At 53.4% G+C, this 16,405-nt stretch carries 10 protein-coding genes; 1 reads left to right on the forward strand and 9 read right to left on the reverse strand.

The annotated features are described in order from the left end of the window. Positions 1–91: 91 nt before the first annotated feature. The 4 genes from EJQ19_RS15600 to EJQ19_RS15615 form a co-directional block, all read right to left on the reverse strand. Positions 92–5,398: an S-layer homology domain-containing protein gene (locus EJQ19_RS15600; protein WP_126142151.1), complete on the reverse strand. Its 5,307-nt coding sequence runs from the start codon at positions 5,396–5,398 to the stop codon at positions 92–94. A gap of 74 nt (positions 5,399–5,472) precedes the next feature. Beyond that, entirely contained in the window at positions 5,473–7,026 is a 1,554-nt protein-coding gene (locus EJQ19_RS15605; RefSeq protein ID WP_126142152.1) for an extracellular solute-binding protein, read from the reverse strand. Between the two features lie 74 nt (positions 7,027–7,100). Further along, positions 7,101–7,961: a carbohydrate ABC transporter permease gene (locus EJQ19_RS15610; RefSeq protein WP_126142153.1), complete on the reverse strand. Its 861-nt coding sequence runs from the start codon at positions 7,959–7,961 to the stop codon at positions 7,101–7,103. A 19-nt stretch (positions 7,962–7,980) separates the two neighbouring features. After that, entirely contained in the window at positions 7,981–8,886 is a 906-nt protein-coding gene (locus EJQ19_RS15615) for an ABC transporter permease (RefSeq protein WP_126142154.1), read from the reverse strand. A 211-nt stretch (positions 8,887–9,097) separates the two neighbouring features. On the opposite strand from EJQ19_RS15615, the gene EJQ19_RS15620 reads away from it, so the two are divergent. Further along, positions 9,098–11,326 carry a helix-turn-helix domain-containing protein gene (locus EJQ19_RS15620; RefSeq protein WP_164716570.1) on the forward strand — a complete coding sequence of 743 codons (2,229 nt, stop codon included), beginning with the start codon at positions 9,098–9,100 and terminating at the stop codon, positions 11,324–11,326. 420 nt (positions 11,327–11,746) lie between these two features. Here the strand turns inward: EJQ19_RS15620 and EJQ19_RS15625 are convergent, their stop codons facing one another. From EJQ19_RS15625 to EJQ19_RS15645, 5 genes are all read right to left on the reverse strand, one after another. Continuing rightward, a complete protein-coding gene (locus EJQ19_RS15625) occupies positions 11,747–12,712 on the reverse strand; it encodes a GNAT family N-acetyltransferase (RefSeq protein ID WP_126142156.1) in 966 nt (321 codons plus the stop codon). 242 nt (positions 12,713–12,954) lie between these two features. Beyond that, positions 12,955–13,905 (reverse strand): Ger(x)C family spore germination protein, encoded by a 951-nt coding sequence (locus tag EJQ19_RS15630; RefSeq protein ID WP_126142157.1) that lies wholly within the window; start codon positions 13,903–13,905, stop codon positions 12,955–12,957. Next, the gene (locus tag EJQ19_RS32855; RefSeq protein ID WP_126142158.1) at positions 13,902–14,396 is read right to left on the reverse strand and encodes a GerAB/ArcD/ProY family transporter; all 495 of its coding nucleotides are present in this window, start codon (positions 14,394–14,396) and stop codon (positions 13,902–13,904) included. Before EJQ19_RS32855 ends, EJQ19_RS15630 begins: the two co-directional genes overlap by 4 nt. 38 nt (positions 14,397–14,434) lie before the next feature. Beyond that, positions 14,435–14,992 (reverse strand): GerAB/ArcD/ProY family transporter, encoded by a 558-nt coding sequence (locus EJQ19_RS32860; RefSeq protein ID WP_126142159.1) that lies wholly within the window; start codon positions 14,990–14,992, stop codon positions 14,435–14,437. Positions 14,993–15,017: 25 nt separating this feature from the next. Continuing rightward, on the reverse strand, positions 15,018–16,277 hold the full coding sequence (locus tag EJQ19_RS15645) for a spore germination protein (protein ID WP_164716572.1): 1,260 nt from the start codon (positions 16,275–16,277) through the stop codon (positions 15,018–15,020). Positions 16,278–16,405 lie beyond the last annotated feature (128 nt).

Raw genomic sequence — 16,405 nt, forward strand, 5'->3', positions numbered from 1 at the left:
GGTTCGCCCAATTAGCCATGAGGTCGTACGAAAAAAAGAAGGTACAGCGCCCCGACTTGCGAGGCTAGCTGTACCTTCTTTTTCCTTAAGCTTACGGTTTCAGGCTTTCCAGCAAGCGGTTAATGACCACAACCGCTTCGGCGCGCGTCGCCGTCTTGCCTGGGGCGAAGCGGCCTCCCTCATAGCCCTGCATGAGGCCCTGCTCCTGCACCACAGCTGCGCTGGACAACGCCCACGCCGGGATGTCGGCGCTGTCCGTGAACTTCAGCTGCGCACCGTCCTTCGGCGAAGCGCCCAGTGCGCTGGCCAGCATCACGGCCAGCTGCGCTCTCGTCAGCTCTGCGCCCGGGCGGAAGCTGCCGTCTTCATAGCCGCTCACCAGCTTGAGCTGAGCGGCTAGCGCAATCGCCGGCTGCGCCCAGGCGCCGATGCTGGCCTGATCGGCGTAGGCCGTCAGCTGCGCCGGCTCTACGCCGGGATGCAGCGCGTTCATCAGCAGCACGACGAACTCCGCACGGGACACGGTCTGATCCGGCTTGAAGCTGTCGTCCTCATACCCGTGCACGATGCCGGCTTTCACTGCCGCCCGAATATCCGCTGCCGCCCAGTGAAGGGCAATGTCAGACAGAACCGGCTGCTCGGACGTTGTCGCCTCCACGTTCAGCACAGCGAATTTGGTCAAATGGTTGGAGGACACTTCAATGGTATCGCCATTGACCGTACCGCCCATGTCCACCCATACTTTCTTCGTCTCATCGTAGTAATGAACCGATGGCCTCTGTCCTTGCTTCACTTTCGCTGGATCGAACGTAAACACTAGTTTGATCGGCACGGCGAACTGGCCGGCCTGATCTTTCGTAATTTCGAAAATCGGGCTGAGCGCTTCAACCCCGCCCTTAAGCAGCCCATCAATGACAGCAGGATCGCTCAGCTTCTCGACCACGTATTTCGTCGCTTGAGGCATGGCTCCCGCAGGAATCTGTACGACCAGTTCCTTTGTCAGCGCCAACTGACCGCTTTCACCGACCGCCAACTGCTTCTCAGAATGAGCATCGTTCGTCGCTGGTGCAGACGGCCCCGATGGAGAAGACGGTTGCGGGGTGAAGTCGCCTGGGTCGGTCGAGCCCGGACCTGTCGTGCCTGGATCGGTCGTGCCTGGATCCGTTGTGCCCGGATCCGTTCCCTTACTCACGCTCACCATCACAAAGCCGTTGTCCGTCGTGAACGGCACTTCCGTACCATTGAGCAGCACCTTCGTCACTGCCGGTGCATAAGCGACCGCCGTCAAGCTGTCGACATCCGTCAGCCCGGCTGTCAGACTGAGCTCGCCACCGTTCAAGCTCGACGTTACCGCAACGCTGTCCGACGCATACAGCCTGCCGTCGACGAAGTAGTACTGCAGCTCACCGGCAGCTTCCGCCTCGCTGTTATAGTAGAACAGCTGCTTACGGCCGTCCTTCAGCTTCACTTCCACATGGGAAGCATCCGTTTTCGTTACGCTCGCAATCCCGCTCGTGCCTCTGTACGGTTCCAGCACGCTGACAAACTGCGCACGCTTGCCGACGACACGATTGACCAAGGTCGGCGTGTACACGCTGGTATCATTGCCCGGCCCCGGCGCTTCGCCGACGATCATCGTCGAAGGAGAATCCTGCGAGCTCGTCAAGCTGAACAGCTTGAGCCCGTTGCCGTTCGCCGTTTTCCAGGCGCCTTCCCAGCTGCCGGTCAGGCCGACCGACTTGCCATTCCGGAAAAACGGATACGCATCTTTCGTACCCAGCGGTCCCGTAAACGGCGCCATCTCCGTACCCGGCGTAAAGTCGCCCATCCCATGCAAAATCCAGTCATACTGCCTTTCAGTCTCCGAACCAACCGAGAACAGATCGATGACATAGTCTTTCGTCACCGCAACCGTCCGCTCATAGCGGTTCAAACCATCATACGCTTTTTTAGCCGAGTTGGTCATAATACCAAGCGGTCCCGCTTGCAGGAACAGCTTCGTCGGCTCATACACTTCCACATTGTTCACCATCGGCGTCGCCTGCGTGTCGCCGTCCACCGCTACGGTGTTGTGGGAGAACGTCTTTTTATAATACGTCGTGTACATCGAATTGCTGTAAGGCGGAATGCCGAGATCCGGCGCCAAACGCTCGCCCATGCCGAACACTTCCAAATGCAAGAGATCCGGATGCCCATGGTAGCCGCCATGCAGACCATAATCGACCAGGGTGTACAGTTGATCGTCACCAGTACCTGCCCGAATAACCGAGTGACCCAGTCCCGTGAAATTATTGCTCGCCGAAGTCAGCGTACCGCCTGCCGGAATGACCGATTTTCCGTAGAAAACCGCCTGCTCCCCAGCGATACCAGAACCGGTATTCCCCGGCACCACAAATCCGCCCCGTACCCGGCCTTTATCGTTATACAGCTTGCTCAGCAGCGCCCCATACGTCGGGTCATTATACTCCGCGTAGACACCTTCGTAGTCCATCGGCACAACCCGGCCCGGCGCCGCCAAGCTGGTCGGATACTTGCCAGAGTCATTGCTGTTAATGATGCCGAGGTCCGGGAATGCGTACTGCAAGGTGACATCGAACGTCTTTTTAAAATTCGCGTTCGCGAACAAATCATACCCCATATTCTTCAATGCCTGCGCATGGAAGAAAAGCGCCGACTGTGCGTAGAAATGGTAGCCGATGGCCCCTTCGTACCAGAATCCATCGGACAATACGCTGTTCGCCATCTGGAAGTTGAACCCGCTTCGGCCCGAGACAGAGAAGTCCATTAGCGTCCGATCCTCCAAAGCGGCGCCGATCGCGCCAATGGCGGCATTATGCCAAGTTTGCCAATTGGATTTCCCGACATCGTAGCCTTGCAGCGTCTTCGCCGATGGCGCAAACAAATTCTGCTCGACATTGTACTTCTCAGCTGCATTGAATAAGCCGCTCGGCTCGATCAAATCGTACGCCTGCACGAGCTCGATCATTTGCACCGCTTCGTCCAGCGACTGATAGTACAGTCTGCCGTTCAGCGCCTGCATGGAATAGCTCGGATACAGCTCTGCGTAATGCAGAAGCATGTCTTTCGCTTTCACCGCATAACGCGTGTCTCCGCTCAGCGCATACGTCATGGCGAGGTTGCGAACCGCCTCGATGTTGACCGTATGGGCGGTGAACCGCCAAGCGGCATCAACGGCATCGCCTTTGACCCATGTATTGTCCTTCGGGCATAAGTGCTCGAACGGTTTGTCGTAGTCGAACACAAGCGGCGTATCTCCGCACACGTACAGCGTGCTCTCGCCCGCCGGCTTCGACGGATAGTACACCGTTTTGTCCAGCCAACTGTCGGCTTTCATTTTGATCGCGTTCAAGTAATCCTGCGCCCAGCCGAAGCTTGCAATCTTCGCTCTAGCTTCATCCAGCTGCGTCTGCGACGCCATGATGTACGGATGCTGCTTGGTTGCAACCCTCGGCGCACCAACCTTCAGCCCCAGCTCTATCGTCACGGCTTTGCCGCCCTGCAGCGGAGTGACGATATAACTGGCTTTCAACGTATCTCCGGCCTGCGCTCCAGCCGGTACTTGCACCTCGACGTCAACGTCCGTCTCCGCGCCTTTCGCGACAATCGGCGTCGTCAGCACGACATTTGCGGTGTAGCCCGCACCGAATGTCTTCTTCGGTGCGATACCGTACGCCGTCGAGGCTTCGCTGATATTTTTCAGCGAGAACGTGTAGTGCACGGTGCTGCCTGGCAGTGCGCTTTTATCGATCTGCTTGATGGAAGGTTCCACCGCATTTTTGGCCAATGCAAAGTTGTCAAAATAGAGCTCATCCATTGGGTCCGGCGCCGGGTCGGAGTCATACCATTTCGGATGAATAATGATCTTGCGGAAGTTCGTGAAATCCGCCATTCCTGTCGAGTTCAGCATTTTATTAAACGGAATCTCAATCTTTTTCCATCCTACCCAATCTACATAAAAGGACGACATGAAGTAATCAAAGCTTGAAGTGCTGTCTACGTCACAGTCCAGGATAAAATAAACCTTTTTCCCCGATGCCTTGCCCGAATACAGCCAGAATTCGATCTGGTCGTTCTGCTGCCATGGTGCCGTAATGCCGGTAATGTTAATCGCTGTCGTTGGATCCGTCCAACGACCGGCCTTCGCACCCAGCACCGCAGGCGTCGTCACAGGTGTTGTATTCGTCCAGCCCGTGAATGTTTCCGTATCGCCGATCGGCGTCGAACTGCTGCCGGACAGGTCGATCGTATACGCGTGACTGATCTCTTCGCTCACTTTGCCGCCCTCTTCAGCCTTCGTCACAATAGTCTGCGAATGATCGACGAGCAGCGGTGTCGTATACAGCTTATACGTGCTGTCTACGCCTTCCACTTTATAGTACACGGCTGCGCCAACGGTTGCTGAAGCGAGCGCTACCGTCTTAGCCTCCGCATACGTACCGGCCGGCGGCGAAGCGGTTACATTTTCAACAAAATCGCGATACACAAGCGTGTACTGATACGTCGTTTCCTCGCTGTCCACATTGTTCAGCGACGATTTCGTCACCAACGTCGTGTCGGAGGTCAGCGTTAGCGGACCCGTGTACAGCTGAAATGCGCTGTCTATGCCTATCCGCTTATAATAAAGCTTTGCCAGCACGGACGGCTTCGTCAGCGAAGACAAGCTGACTGTTACTTTGTTGACATACTCGCCCGACGGCTTGTCGACCGTCACGGGATGCACTTCCGCATCGTTCGTCAGCCGCAGGTCGTCCAAATAAATCTGCAAGCCAAGATCAAGCGTCGTGCCCGAAACACCTGCCTGATCGAAGCGGATATAATCAAGCGGCCCCCATGCTTTGACGGAATCGCTGCTCTTCTGGCTCTGCACGACGCTAAGCGGTACTTCGATTTCTTTCCAGCCCGTCCAGTCAAGCGGCAGGCGGTAATAGTAATATTGGGAATCGCCTTTCATAAAAAAACGGATCTGAATCGGCTTCTCCGCCTGATCGCCGGTTCTCGCCTTCACGGAGTACGCCCACACTTTCAATGTAGCGTAACCGTTCAAATCGACGTTCGGCGCCAGCTTCGGATAAATGAGCGCCGAGCCGGCTGTATCGACATTATTGCCATCTTTGAAGGCGAGCAGCCACTTCTTCGAGCCTGTGCCCTCCTTCACATAATCGCCGTACGTGTTCGCCACGACGGCTACGCCTGCCGTTCCCACCGTATCGCCGGTCGAATTCGTCGCCGAATCCATATTGTTCAGCTGCAGGGAAATCGGAAAAGACTGCACGGCCGCCCGGGCAACCGGCTGAGGCAAGAGCGCCAGAAGTAAGCTGGCGAGCAGCAGCGAGGCAAGGATGCCGGACAATGGAGTCTTCCATCGTTGTAAAGCCATCACGAATCTTCCTTTCTGTAGGTAAAATAGAAGCCCCGCTATTGCAACGGGGCTTTGAGATTGGCGGTACTGCCTTATTTTTTCACAGCAGCTTGAGCGCGATCAAACGCTTTTTTATAAATATTCACGATGTCATCGTAACCGAGCTTCTTCTGCTCGTCGATAAATTTATCCCACTCGCTGAAGCTGCGCGTGCCCATGATAAATTTCGCAAAGTTCTCATCACGATTGGCGTTGAGCGAATCGCCTTTCGTGCTGAGCACTTGCTGCTCATCCAGCGAGAACGCCAGTGAGACGTTCTTGTCGCCGTCATATTTCACGGCTTCTTTATAAGCATTTTGCAGCTCCGGCGAGGACACTGAGATGTGCGCGTTAAAATCAAACCAAGTATACGTGCCATCTGTGGACAGACCGGTTTTCTTTCTCATGTCAGCGATGTCGGTGTACTTGTCGACAAACGCATTCCCCTTCGCCGTCTCACCCTCCTTGCCCCAAGAAACAAGCTTCTTGCCATCTTCCGAGTAGAAGAAATCCAGAAATTTCATGACATCCTTAATATTCTTCGACTTTGAAGAAACCATGAAGCCCTCTTCCGTGAACGAGGTGTACGCATTCTTCCTTACACCTGGCACACCGGCAGGCGGCGCCATAAAGTTCATCGTGAACTGCGGGTTATCTTTGCGCAGCGCACTGTTATAGAAGTCGATGCGGCCGATGTAATCCAGCGTGACGAATGCACGGTTCGTGGATACAATGTCCTGCCACATTTTCGTATCGATCGTCAGGAAGTCTTTCGGAATCAGGTTTTCTTTGTAGAATTTGTTCAGGTAGGTCAGCATCGTTTTGTATTCTTCTTGAATCGGCGCATATTTCCATTGGTTCGACGCTTTGTCGAAGTAGACACTCGCTTTGCGTTTCTCTACCTCAGCCGGCACGTTGAAGCTTGCGCCAAAGTCGAATAAGTAACGAAGGCCGTTGCGGAACGTCAGCGGGTAGCTGTCCGGGTATTCGGCTTTCAGCTTCTTGAGCACGTCGTACAGCTCGTCCCACGTATTCGGCGTTTGCAAGCCGAGCTTCTTGAACACGTCTTCCCGGTACATCCACGTGCGGCGGTTCGATTCGCCCAAGCCTTCGTTCGGGAGCTCGTACATTTTGCCGTCGGAGGAAAGGACGTTTTGCGCTTCTGTCGGGTATTTCGCCATCCAGGCTTTCAGGTTCGGCATGTCGTTCACATAATCCAAAATATTGACCAACGCGCCCTGTTGACCGAATTTATCGGCAATCGCTTTACTTTGCGTCCACATCAGGTCCGGCATATCTCCCGAAGCGACCGTCATACTGAGCGCATCCTCAAGCAGGTTGCCGGGAGGCAGTTGAACGTCGAGCTTCACGCCCGTTTTCTCTTTAATGTACGACCACACTTTCCAGTTTGCATCATAAGGCCAGCTTGGGTTGCTGTAATCGAGGAATTTGAACGTCATTTCTTTCGGCGCAGATGATGCTGTTGCCGGTGCTGAATCTGCTGGTGCCCCTGAAGGCTTCACGTCGCTTGTTTCTTTGGAACACGCACCCACGATCAGGCTCACGCTCATCATGGTTGCTAACATCACGGCTGACTTTTTCTTCATACTTGCCCCACTCTCCCTAATTGTCTTAAATTCGCTTGCCCCTTGCTCTTTTCCTTGCTTCCCCTAACTTTATGTTAACCTTTGATCGACCCGATTAACGCGCCCTTCGCAAAATACTTTTGCAGGAACGGGTAGACCAGCAGGATGGGAACGGTCGTAATAATAATCGCTGCGTATTTGATCGCTTCATCGACAATCAGCGTATCGCCGCCGATATTGCCGGCGCCTGTGCCTTGACCTTGCAGCACCATGTTGCGCACGATGACTTGAAGCGGGAATAAATCGGCATCCCGTAAATACAGGAGCGCGGAGAAGAAGTTGTTCCAGATCGCAACGCCGTAAAACAGCCCGATCGTGGCGAGAATCGCTTTGGAGAGCGGGAGCACCAACCTGAAAAAGATGCCGATGTCCGTTAGCCCGTCTAATTTCCCGGACTCCTCTACCTCTTGCGGAATGCCCGAGAAAAACGTGCGCATCACAATCAAGTTCCACGAACTGACCGCCGTAGGCAGAATCATCGCCCAGATCGTATCGATCAGATGATAGCTGCGCACGACGAGGAACGTCGGGATCATCCCCCCGCTAAAAAACAGCGTAATGACGATCATAATCATAAAGCCCTTCTGAAAAATCAAATGCTTTTTGGATAGCGCATAAGCGCCCGCCCCCGTCACTAACAGGGAGATCACTGTGCCGAGCGCCGTATATAAAATCGTGTTCAGGTAAGCGCGTCCGATTTCCGGTTTTTCAAACACCGATGCATACGTAGCCACATTGAACTCCTTCGGCCACAGCCACACCTGCCCTTTCAAGACCGGGACGACACCGCTGAATGAAACCGCAATCATATACACGAACGGATAGAGTGCGGAAAGCACCACACCGAGCAAGATTAGATACAATACAACATCGAACCATCCAAATTTAGGTTTCACAGCCAAGCCTCCTCTCCCTCTACCACAAGCTTGTCTCGCTCGTCTTTCGGCTAATCCAGTTTGCCGTTAAAATAAAAATCAGATTAATGACGCTCGTAAACAAATCAATCGTCGTGCCGTAACTGTAATTCATGGACTGAATCCCTGTCCGGTACACATAAGTCGAAAGCACGTCGGCCGTTGCGTAAATCGATGGATTTTGCATCAGCAGTACCTTCTCAAACCCAATATCCAGCACATGGCCGATGTTCAAAATAAATAGAATGATAATCGCCGGCCGAATACCTGGCAGCGTAATATGCAGCAGCTGGTGCTTGCGACTGGCCCCGTCGACGCGTGCGGCTTCATAGAGCTGCGGGTCGATAGCGCTCAGCGCTGCCAAATAAATGATCGTTTCCCAGCCGACATGCTGCCAAATTTCCGAAAGCACGTAGATCGCGCGGAAATAATGTTCATTTTGCATAAAGTTCACCGCATCGCTGCCGAACAGCTTGATCACCTTATTGATGACCCCGCTCGTCGGCGATAGGAAGAGGAACATCATGCTTACAACCACGACATTCGAGATAAAATGCGGCAAATAGGAGATCGTCTGCACGAACCGCTTGAGGACCGCTTGGCGAACTTCGTTTAAGAGAAGCGCCAGAATAATCGGCGCCGGGAAGCCGAAGATGACTTTGTACAACCCGAGCAGCACGGTATTTTTCACTAATTTGAGAAAATCCGGACTATGGAAGAACAAGGAGTAGTATTTGAAGCCTACCCATTCGCTCGCCCACACCCCCTTGAATGTGTTGTAGTCTTTAAACGAAATCATAATGCCGAACATAGGCACGTACTTAAACATCACGTAATAAAGTAGTGCCGGCAAAAACAGGATCAATAAATATTTGCTGTTATTCCATCTTGTTTGGAATCGCTGCATGCCTTGGCCTCCAGTCTGGGTGATCTAGCTATGCTCAAACTGTACCTTGAGACGGCCCTCCTCGACAATTAGGCATGCTTCGGATCGTTCACCGTTTTCCGCCTGTCCGAAGATTGGATAAGTTTATTAAACTCTGCGTATTGAATCGCCCCTAGTTTGCCGTGCTATACTTAATGAAAGATTAACAATGCACCCTGGAAGGAATGACACGATGAAGTGGATTACACGAATTCGGACAAGAAACCAGAATCAGGTCTCTCTCTTTTACACCTTGCTTATCAGTTTCATTTCCATTATTGTGCTGCTTCTCTCGATTCACGCATGGTCCTACTCCTTCTTCCGCAATCGCATTAAAGATGAAATCATCTTGAACAGCGCGATGAACCTGAATACAACTGTCGCAAACTACGAGAAGCATATCCGGCTCATTCGCAGCTACATGGTCGGCTATCTCTTCGGGACCGATACGGAAATTTTGAAAAACGGCAACCCGCTGTCGCACTACGATACCGTCGTCAAAGCACAGTACGAGCTGCAGCATTCCTTGAACAACTCGCTCCTCTATCTGGAGAACATTATCTACTACTATAAGGACAGCGGTTTTGTGATTGAAAAAGACGGTACCCGGGACGCCGCCACCATGTTCGGCAAGTTTTATGTGCAGCCGGCCTACGGCGTCAATTTCTGGAACCAAGAATTGGAGGGCACAGACAGTTTCAAAATCTACCCTTCAGCCCCGTTCACCTCCGAGACGGCCTTTGAACGCAAATCGCTCGGTACCCTGATGCCGATTCTTGTGAAAGGGTCTTTTGAACATAATTTTGCGTTTATCGTATTGATGAAGAGCAGGGCGCTGTACGAATCGTTTCATCAACCGCAGCCGGAAAGCCAGTTCATGATTTGGGACGGCCGTCAGCTTGTTTTCACCTCGGAGAGCGGGATCGAACTGCCGCCTGGCTTGATGGCGAAGAAGGGGGATGGGTACGAACGAATTGGGGGCGCGTACTATTTCTATAAAACGAGTGCGGAAACCGGACTTACCTATATCGAATCCGTGTCCGACAAAGGGCTCGCCAAGCAGCTTCGCCATTTGAATGCGATCATGGCTGTACTGCTGTTCCTTTCCTTGCTGATCTCGTTGGCTGTATCTACCTTTATCGCCAAACGATTTCATAATCCGCTCGCCAGCCTGCTGCGCTCCATCGAGAACTATGGCGTCGGCCTCCCCCTGCTAGGCAAAAGCCGTATTAAGGAATTCAACGTGCTGCACAACGATCTGCACTCCAAAAACTCGCTGCTCCAGCAGTTCGCCTATATGACCAGGCTCAAAAACATTCACGGCAAAGGCGCGCAGCTGCTCACCTCGGTGGACGCCAACCGGCCGTTCAAACTGATCCTGTTTCAAATCGATTTCAAAGCGCAGCTGCTCGCCGAATTCGCCAACGTGCATCATCGCGCGTTCAATACGTATCGTGAGTTGATTGACTTGCATTTTGCCAAATTGCACAGTGAATCGCTGACGTTTCAGATCGAGAAAGACCAAATTCTATCCATTCTCTTTATTGAAAAAGAAGACGAAGACCGGCACGCCGCCGACTTCGACGCGCTTGTGCACACCCTGGCAACCGACAGCGTCTTCTGCAATTTCACGATCGTCCCGAGTCCGATCCACGCGCACTCCTCCGATTTCGTGGAGGCGTACCAGAACGCGTTGGAGCTGATCCGGCAGCGGAAGCTCGGCGAAGGCGTGCAGGTGATCACCGAATGGGAGCCGCAGCCTGCGCTCATGATCCCGACGCCGTCCGAAGAGGGCGAGCTTGTCGCCAACCTCCAGGCCGGATCGGATTCGGTCACCCTGCCGCTCGTGGACCGGCTGCTGGATCAGCTCGCGAAAGCGGGGGCGCTGGCTTGGCAGTTCCAGGACTTTGCGCAGGATGTCGTGAACAAAACGATTAAAATGATGTACGCCCAGAACATCTCCATTCAGGCGTTCTCGGACAAAGGCTCACCGTACGATCATCTGAAGGCTTGCTACACTTTGGAGCAGTACAAGGATTTTTTCCACTGGTTCCTGAAGCGTTCGGGGGAAGCCATTCAAGACAAAAAATCCGAAACCGACGTTATGACCAAGTTCGTCATGGAGTACGTGGAGTCGAATTTTGGCGAAGATTTGTCGCTGGATGCGATTTCGGCGAAGCTCGGCATTACAGGGCCTTACCTGTCCACCTATTTCAAGGAAAAAACGGGTACGAACTTTTCCGACTATATTTTTACCGTGCGAATGAATAAAGCGATGGACATGCTGCGCGATACCGACCTGAAAATCCAGGAGATCGCCTCGCTGATCGGCTACTACACCGCCGCTTCGTTTAATCGCGTGTTCAAGAAGCACACGGGGATCACGCCGAGTGAGTTTCGCCGGCTGAATAGTCGGCATTAAGTGAGGCTCGCGAGGGGATGACAAGCCCCGGTGGGTGGCGGGCGGAGCGCAAGAGCGAGTTACAGCGCCAAATGATCGGCATGTCCGCGCTCGGGCATCTAAGCCTGCAAAAAGGCAGGAATCTTCCCCGATCCTTACCTGATTTGTAGAAATGCCTGCGATTTGGCAGGAATTTTGGGCTAGCTCCCTCTATTTAGGGCGATCACATCCGAAAAAACTGCTTTATTGCAGGCATGATGCTGAAAACGCCCTTTTTAAAGAAGATTCCTGCCTTTTCGCAGGAATCTGTCTGTGCACCTCGACAGGTCCTCACTCCAGCATCGCCAGCTTTACTGAAGCGAGACTGATTACGCAAAAAGTCCCTCGCCCCCTTAACGGGAGCGAAGGACTTTTTGAATTGCGCACACCTGCCGCGCATCTCTATTCCAGCACCTTGGCGTACTTCGCATAGCTTTTCCAGGTGCGGTAGCCCAGCTTGCCGTAAAAATCGACAAACGGCGTTGTGTCGATCACGATGCGGCGCACGCCTCGCTCGCGCAAATAATGGATCGCGGCTTGCACGATCGAGATGCCATACTTCAGGCCGCGGCAGCTTTCGTCGATGCCGAGCGGCCCGATGCCGCCCAGCTCGCCGTCAAAAAGCGGCGCCCAGTAGACGTTCTGCGCGAGCAGCGGCGAGGCGCTGTCGTTCATGCGGCAGAAGCCGACGATCGCGCCTCCCTGCTCAAGCAAGACGAACTCGCGGCCCGTGCCGCCGCGCGCCCAGTAGTCGCGGTGCTGGTACGTCCACGCGCCCGGAAAGCAGCGCGCCATGAACGCGAGCAGCGCTTCCCGGTCCGCGGGCTCCGCCACGCGGAAAGCGGCCCCTGCCGCCGCGGGCAGCGGCACTTCCTCCTCCGCAGCGTACGCGTGCAGCAGGTCGTGCACGGTCTCCTGATAAGCGTAGCCCTGCCGCTCATACCAAGCCCTGGCATCCCCGAACTCGTCGGGAATGCCAGGAAAGATCCGGCTGTGCAAGTCATTGCCCAGCTGAATGCGCTTCGCGCCGGCCTCCCGCAGCGCGGCCTCGGCACGAAACAGCAGCGCGCGCCCGACGCCCCGTCCCCGGTACGCGCGGTCTACCAGATGGGCCTGGATCCAACCCAGGCCCTGGGGAATGCCGGCACGCACGGCGTCCTCGCGTGCGATCTTCGCGACAACGAAGCCGATGACACGCTTCGTCCCTTCCTCCAGCGCCACCCAGGACCCTTCGCGCAGCCAGTTGCGGTCTTCGGCGATATTTTGCTGGAGCAGCCTGCGCCTCATCGGAAATGTTTCCGCCAACTCCCCGTTCCAGAGATACAGGATCGCTTCCAAATGCGCTTCATCCATGCGTTCAACGTTCATGATGCTCCTCCTCCGAGATCAGTTGCGACATGTCACCTACCACTATCATTACTATAGAGCATCAGGAGAAGGAAGCCTATAATCAAATCTTTCGAATGTTGACGGATGATCAGGTGAAGTCCTTTTAATTTCCCACAATATCCCCGATATTGGTGATCCGGCTTTTAATCTCGATCTCGGTTAGCAGACGCGGATAATACACTTCCCGCCAGTCAGGAAGCCGCTCAAAGGGAAGCTTGCCTCTAAAATACTGGCCCGTACCGAGCACGTCCGACCGCGGCAGCCTTCAGCTGCCGGAACAATGCTTGAAAGCGACTTTCCATATCTTTGGAAAATTCCGTTTCAATTTGCTTCACACCCTGCTCGCCGTTATTTTCGATGAGATGCAATCCTAGCTCCATCCGCATACGCAGCACGGGACGATCCCCGTCCCAAGCGGTGTGAATGTGGTTTTGACATTTAATGATCGATACACTTGCCTGATGGGTTACTTGAATGACAGACCCCTGAAACAGCTCTTCAAATAAATTCACTAAGAGCGACTGCTCCTTGACGATTTCATCTTTCATTTTATCTTTCGACATGACGGCGGAACCGATGAACTCCATCATGGTCGATTTGCCGGAACGCAAGATCGGAATGCTCACGTCCTGTGTATCTGAATGGATGGCGCTGAACATTTCCCAGAGATAGACCAGATTAATCTCAGGACTCCAACCCGCATTTTTATTAAAAAAGTTGAGCATTGCGCTGCCATCGGTTTGAATCGCTTTGCCCGTATGATTCAGAAATCCCCCGATATCCTCGGAGGTAACGGCAAGCAGCGCCTTCGTCGGCATATGCTGGCTGCGCATTATAAAGGCGATCTCCTCCCGTATACCGTCCAGGGCGACCTGGCGATCCAAGACAATCAGTTGAAGATGCATAAAATCAATGCCGGATTCAATATCCGTGTCGATATCGGTCAAAGCTTTGCTGATCGTATCGGCCTCTTTGTAATAAACCTTGGAATTCAGCCCCCGGCTGATCGGCAGCGGAAGCTGGATGTGGACACGGTATTTGGCCGTTTTCCCGTAGGACACGCCCATGACGATCGGCAGCACGCGGTGGTTCACATCTTTAATATCCCAACACCCCGTCAGCAGTATCGTACTCGCGCAGAGAAGAAGCAACGTGCGGAATTTGCGCATCATTTTAGCCCAACCTGCTTCCTGCCTTGCCGCTCAATCCGCTTCCCGCACAAATAGACGGCAATCGGAATCACCACGAAAATCGCCAATCGCAGCCACGTATCCGAGGAGAAAATTTCCACATACCGCTCCCACGTCGGAATCAGCATGGCCGCCACATACACAATCAAGCTCAGTCCGCCTCTGATATAGGTTTCCTTGCAGACCGGCACGAGCTTGTGAAGCAGAAGGCCGCATGACCACAGTGCAAACGACGATATCGTCATGACGAAAGCCAGCAGCGCAACGGCATAGAACAAAGACACACGATCAAATATGGACCAAGTGATATTGACGGAATCCAAACTTGTCATCAATGGAAAATTCATGATTCTCGCTGCATTCACGCCATAAACGAGAATCGGTAGATAGACAATAAACACGTACAGCAGGCCAATAAGCGCCCATCCCAACAGCATTGGCTTGACTCGAACTTTGCACACAGGCGGCAGCATGCCGAGAAATAAGAAAGGACAGATGGAGAATAGCGTGGTCAGAAATTTTTTTCCATCAGGTAGTGCAGATGTGGATTGATCAGCGGTCGGATTTGCGGCCAATTGGTGTTCGTCAAACAGGCCAGCAGGGCGAACAGCAGCACAGGAAAGAAAATGAGCGTCATCAGCGTGCTCGCCCGCATGATACCTTGCGGGCCGAGCGAAGCCCCCAGCCACATCAGCAGACAGAGCAGCGCGAGAATAGCATACATGGGTGAATTGGCGATGAACACAATGATCATCAACTCGGCAAAGCTGCGAACCGCCAGAATCGGCACCAACATGAAATAGCAGGTCAGCGGCAGCAGCAGCGCTGCGCCCACCCACCTGCCGAGCGGCAGAAACAAGTCGCCATAGTCCCGATTGCTCCCTTTGCGCAAACCTTTCATTAAAATCAGCATCAGCGCCAGCTCGATCAGCATGATGACCGTTGCCGGCTCCCAGTGGCCATAACTGGTCGTCGACAAAATCGCTCTAGGATAGGCGATAAACAGAATGCTGCAGTGCGCCCCGATAAAAAAAATCGGGGCCGTCATCGTAGAAATCCAGCGATGCATCACACACGTCACCTCGATTCATTGGTCATTGTCCAAGCTTCTTGGGCGAAAGAAAGCTCATGAAAGGCACTCCGAAACGCTCCAGGCTGCAAGCGTAATAACCGATAGCTATAAACCCGGCAAATAGTCCCATAATGCCGAAAATGCCGGACAGAATAACAATGCCCGATCGCAGCAGCCGGATGACCAATGTATTTAAATAGGTAGGAAAGGCAAAATTAGCGGTTACGGAAGCAGAGAGGACAATGAGCACAAGGCTGCTGACCAGATTGGCTTCGACGATGGATTGCCCAAGAATGATCCCGCCTATTAGTGTGTTTGTCGCCGCGATGCCCCTAGGCAGTCGTTGGGTAGCCTCAATAATGATTTCACTGATCAGCAAAAGCATCAGCATTTCAAGGAAAGTCGGCAATGGTATGCCAATCCGACTGGTAGCTACAGAGAGTGCCAGCTCGATTCGCATCATTTCCGGATTGACCGAAATCAGCGCAACATACAGGCCCGGCATCAGGAGTGCGACCAGGATACTGAGCAGCCGCAAAGCCCGCAGCACCACCATGATAAACAGTGGAAACTGCCTATCCCCTTCCAGCATAATAAAATCGCAGGACAATAGCGGAAGTACATACGCAGTCGGCTCGCCGTCAATCAGAAGCACGACCCGCCCACGCATCATGGAGGCGATGGCTTGAATCGGAATTTCCGTTTTATGGTACGGCGACAGCAGATGAAAACGATGAAATCCGAAAATCCGATTGAGATCCTGTCCGTCGCGAAGCTCCTGCGCAGTCGCGTTCCGCAAAGCGCGTCTGACCTTGTCCAACAACTCACGGTCGACGCAACCCGCCAGATAGATCAGGGACACTTCCTTCGTTCCTACACCTTGGAACTGAAAGCCATCCACTTCTAGAGCGTCGGATTTCAGCGAGGTTCGAATAAGCCCCAGATTCGTACCCAACAGCTCCGTGAAGGCAATCGCTGGCGTAAACAGCATCGGCTCGTTCTGGGCCGATTCGATTGGCCTGATTAGCGATCTGAGCTTACCCTGCACGCTGAAGGCAAGGTTTGTGTCCGCTTGAACCAGCACGACTTTCCCCTGCAGCAGTTCATTCATCGACGCCTCTGTCCATGGATTTCCAAGCAATTGGCGACTAATTTCCTCAAAGCCAGCTTCGGAAGGAACGGCGCATAGGGAGATAGCAGTCAGCGTTTCCTGCCAATTCACGATGGATTCATAGCCCGCCATCCGGAACGATAGCGACCCGATTTGGACGGATTCGATCACTAAGTCCTGCCGTGTTTTTGATTTGTGGATGAGTATGTCTATACAATTTCCCATAAAATACCTCAAAACGTAGTATTTTCTTGGGAAGCGGAAAGTATGCAGTCGAAGGCGGCGGAGCGATGGGGCAG

The organism is Paenibacillus whitsoniae (assembly GCF_003955665.1).
Taxonomy (GTDB): Bacteria; Bacillota; Bacilli; order Paenibacillales; family NBRC-103111; genus Paenibacillus_E; species Paenibacillus_E whitsoniae.